This is a genomic window from Deinococcus fonticola, from assembly GCF_004634215.1.
Lineage (GTDB): Bacteria > Deinococcota > Deinococci > Deinococcales > Deinococcaceae > Deinococcus > Deinococcus fonticola.
In genome coordinates this window covers 1-4,042 of sequence record NZ_SMMH01000076.1, presented here as the reverse complement: position 1 = coordinate 4,042, position 4,042 = coordinate 1, and the positions used below count along the sequence as shown (strand labels likewise).

Sequence of the window (4,042 nt, the reverse complement as noted above, 5' to 3'; positions counted from 1 at the left end):
CATCCTCACGTTCTGCCAGTTCTATGGCCTGACGTTTGAATTCGGCGGTGTAGGTCTTCCTGGTCGTCATGGGGTTGCCTCCTATGGTGAGGCTTAACTCCACCGACTCAAAACTGACTCAATCCCATGCTGGGCCGCCAGCCCAGCCGGGCGGAAATCTGGTGCGAGGCCGCGCGGACACGCTCCAGCATCTCGGGGATGTCCTTCTTCGGGAAACGCGAGGTGGGCGCCGAGATGCTCAGGGCCGCCACCACCTCGCGCCGCGCGTCCCAGATGGGCGCGGCCAGGCAGCGCACCCCCAGCTCGCGCTCCTCGTCGTCGAGCGCGTAGCCCTGGGCGCGCACCGCCTCCAGTTCACGGGTCAGAGCCGCCAGGGTGGTCAGCGAATGGGGCGTGTAGGCCGGGTACGGCCCGGCGCCGAGCAAGGAGCGCATCTCACCTTCCGGCAGCCAGGCGCTCAGCACCTTGCCCACGCCCGAGCAGTGCAGCGGGGACACCGCGCCGATGTGCGTGAACATCCGCATCATCTGCCGCGCCTCGACCTGATGCACGTACACGGCTTCCCCGGCGCGCCGCACCGCGAGGTTGGCGGTCTCGTTGAGGTCGTCCACCAGGGCCTGCATCTCGGGCTGGGCGGCCCCCAGCAGGGTGTTGCGCACGCTGAAGGCCGCGCCGACCTGGTAGGCCCGCAGGCCCACGCTGAACAGGCCGCTGCGTTCTTCCCACTCCACATACCCCTGCTGGCGCAGCGTGTCCAGCAGGCGGGAGGCGGTGCTGGCAGACAGGCCCACCTGCCTGGCGATCTGGGTCAGGGTGGCCTCGCCGAAGTCGGCCAGGGCGGTCAGCACGCTCAGGCCGCGTTCCAGCGTGCGCACGCTGCCGGCGTCACCTGTGCCGCGGGCACGTCCGGTCTTCTGACGGGGGGGGTTGGTCGTCATGGAGTTGGGGTCGGCATCAGGGAAGCTGCTGGTAGCCGGGCAGGGTCAGAAAGTCCATCAGCGGGGTCTCGGTGGCGGTGCGTTTGAACAGCGTGGCGGCGTCGGCGTAATCCGGGCCGAGTTTCGCGGCCTCGTCGCGGAACAGCTCGTCGAAGAGGGGCTGTTCCAGGGTGCGACCATCCTCCAGCTGCACGCCGCTGTGCAGCCACTGCCACAGCTGGGCGCGCGAAATCTCGGCGGTGGCGGCGTCCTCCATCAGGTTGTGAATGGGCACCGCACCCGAGCCGCGCAGCCAGGCGGCCAGGTACTGAATGCCGACGTCCATGTTGGTGCGCACGCCCGCTTCAGTCACGCGGTCGTCGGGCGGGGTCAGCAGGTCGGCGGCGCTGATGTGGATGTCCATCTGCTTGCCGCTGCCGATCTGGTTGGGCGTGGGCATCAGACGATCGAAGACCTCGGTGGCCAGCGCCACCATGCCGGGGTGCGCGACCCAGGTGCCGTCGTGGCCGTTCCTCGCCTCGCGTTCCTTGTCGAGGCGCACCTGCTCGAAGGCCTGCTCGTTCTTGGCCTCGTCGCCTTTCACCGGAATGAAGGCGCTCATGCCGCCTATCGCGGGGGCGCCCCGTTTGTGGCAGGTCTGAATGGCCAGTTTGGAGTAGTTTTGCATCATCGGCACGGCCATGGTGACCCTGGCCCGATCCGGCAGGATTTTCGTGGGGTCGTTTCGGAACTTCTTGATGTAACTGAAGATGTAGTCCCAGCGCCCGCAGTTCAGGCCCGCCGAGTGGTCGCGCAGCTCGTACAGGATCTCGTCCATCTCGAAGGCGGCCAGGATCGTTTCGATCAGGACGGTGCCCCTGATAGAGCCGTGCGGCACGCCCAGTTCCTTCTCGGCGAAGGTGAACACGTCGTTCCACAGCCGCGCTTCGAGGTGAGACTCCAGCTTCGGCAGGTAAAAGTAAGGCCCACTGCCGCGCGAGAGCAACTCCGCGGCGTTGTGGAAGAAGTACAGCCCGAAGTCGAACAGGGAACCGGACATCACCTCGCCGTCCACCGTGACGTGCTTCTCGGGCAGATGCCAGCCGCGCGGGCGGGCCAGCAGCACCGCCGTTTTCTCGTTCAGGCGGTAGCTTTTGCCGTTCTGTTCCAGACGGATGGTGCGGCGGACAGCGTCTCTCAGGTTGATCTGGCCCTCCACACAGTTTTCCCAGGTGGGGCTGCTGGCGTCCTCGAAGTCGGCCATGAACACCCGGGCGCCGCTGTTCAGCGCGTTGATGATCATCTTGCGGTCGACCGGCCCGGTGATCTCCACCCGGCGATCCTGCAGGTCAGCGGGCAGCGGGGCGATCTGCCAGTCGCCGTCACGCACGCCTTTCGTTTCGGGCAGGAAGTCGGGCTGCTCCCCGGCGTCCAGGCGCTGCTGGCGGGCTTCACGGGCTTGCAGCAGGCTCAGGCGGCGGGCACCGAAGTTCCGGTGCAGCCCGGCCAGAAATTCCAGCGCCTCAGGTGTCAGGATCTCGGCGTAGCCGTCCCTGAGGGAACCGGTGACGGACATTCCTGCGGGCAACTTCAGTTCGGTCATGCGTGGACTCCTTGTAGCGGGAAGGACGGAGATAGGCCGGACAGTCAACTTTGAATGCTGTTTTTCATTGTACGGTAATCGGCTTCATTCTATAGAAGTTTGATTCTCCGCCCCGTCTCTGGCCCAGGAACAATTACCAGCCCATATAGACTTTGGGGTTGCCTCGGTAAAACATACTTTCAGTTACGCCGCAACACCTTGATTGATCTGCTCGAATTCTAGCGGACTCAGAAAGCCCAGCGCCCTATGTCTGCGCTGACGGTTGTAAAACACCTCAATGAACTCAAACACCTGAGTTCTCGCCTCCTGGCGCAACTCGAAGACTTGACCCAACAGCAATTCACGCTTCAATGTCGAGAAAAAGCTCTCTACAACGGCATTATCGAAACAATCCCCCTTCTTTCCCATGCTGCACAGAATTTGCCGCTTTTCCAGTGCTTGCTGATACAGATGGCTGCTGTATTGACTTCCTCTATCGCTATGGTGAATCAGTCCCGGCGGCGGTTGCCGCCGGTCAACCCCCATCTGAAGCGCCGCCAGGGGTAAATCAGTGGTCAAGCGCTCACCCATGGCCCAGCCCACCACCCGCCGCGAATGCAGATCCATCATTACGGCGAGATACAACCATCCTTCTTTGGTCGGCAGATACGAAATATCGCCTGCCCACACCGTATTTGGCTTTTCAATCTGAAAGTTGCGGGCCACCAGATCGGGAGCAGCTTGTCGTCCAGGTGCGGCTTTGGTCGTCACCTTGTACTTCCTACGGCTCTTTCCACGCAAGCCCAGTTCGCGCATCAGGCGTGCTACACGGCGTCGGGAACACACAAAGCCTCTAGCTTTCAGTTCCGCGTGGATCCGAGGGACGCCGTAGCGTCCCTTGCTCTGCCCATGGATCTCTTTGATCTCCTCGCCGAGCCTGTCATCCGCCATTTTCTTTTTGCTGATCGGCCTTCCTCGCCACGAGAAGTACCCCGCCCTGGTCACGCCGAGCATCCGGCACATGACCTGCAGGTAAAACTCGCCTCGGTGCGCTTCGATGAACTCGAACACACTCACTTTTCCTTGGCGAAGAAGGCGACCGCTTTTTTTAACACGTCACGCTCCTGGCGAGCAATTTCCAGTTCACGCCTCAGGCGCTTGATTTCGGCTTGCTCCTCAGTGAGATGTTGTTTGCCTTTCCCCGGAAAAGCCCGCTCACCCGCTTCTTTTTCCTGTCTGATCCAACCGTAGAGGCTTGAATCGCTCATTCCTAGGTCGCGGGCGACCTTGGGAACTGACTGATCAGGCTCGCCTGCCAGCCGAATGGCTTCCAATTTGAATTCCCCGCTGTACTTGCCCCGTTCTCCCATCTGCCACCTCGCTTGGATTGTGGCGTTTCTTCAGGTATGCAAAATCGGGTAGTTGGTTGGAACTATTCCCGACAGGGGTTGAAATGGGAGCGCCCGGAGCCTATCTCCGGGCGTGTTATTTTCGCTCGCACTCAACAGTTTCGTTTGCCAGACCTCGCATTGTCCAGACTTCC

3 protein-coding genes are annotated in these 4,042 nt (G+C 62.2%); all 3 read right to left on the bottom strand.

The features are described from left to right. Nucleotides 1–107: 107 nt before the first annotated feature. The 3 genes from E5Z01_RS19020 to E5Z01_RS19010 all read right to left on the bottom strand — a co-directional run bounded on the left by E5Z01_RS19020 (nt 108) and on the right by E5Z01_RS19010 (nt 3,869). Nucleotides 108–938, bottom strand: coding sequence for an IclR family transcriptional regulator (locus E5Z01_RS19020; protein ID WP_135230811.1), 831 nt, complete (start codon nt 936–938; stop codon nt 108–110). 16 nt (nt 939–954) lie between these two features. Continuing rightward, nucleotides 955–2,520, bottom strand: coding sequence for a malate synthase A (aceB, locus tag E5Z01_RS19015; RefSeq protein ID WP_135230810.1), 1,566 nt, complete (start codon nt 2,518–2,520; stop codon nt 955–957). A 183-nt stretch (nt 2,521–2,703) separates the two neighbouring features. After that, nucleotides 2,704–3,869, bottom strand: a protein-coding gene (locus E5Z01_RS19010; RefSeq protein ID WP_135230809.1) for an IS3 family transposase whose coding sequence is annotated in 2 segments (ribosomal slippage) — nt 2,704–3,602 and nt 3,602–3,869 — 1,167 coding nt in all. Because the reading frame shifts where the segments join, the coding sequence is not laid out codon by codon here. Between the last annotated feature and the right edge of the window lie 173 nt (nt 3,870–4,042).

Bases quoted from the DNA above. Each gene is read 5' to 3' on its own strand.
- aceB (WP_135230810.1), bottom strand. From the start codon at position 2,520: ATGACCGAACTGAAGTTGCCCGCAGGAATGTCCGTCACCGGTTCCCTC.
- E5Z01_RS19020 (WP_135230811.1), bottom strand. From the start codon at position 938: ATGACGACCAACCCCCCCCGTCAGAAGACCGGACGTGCCCGCGGCACA.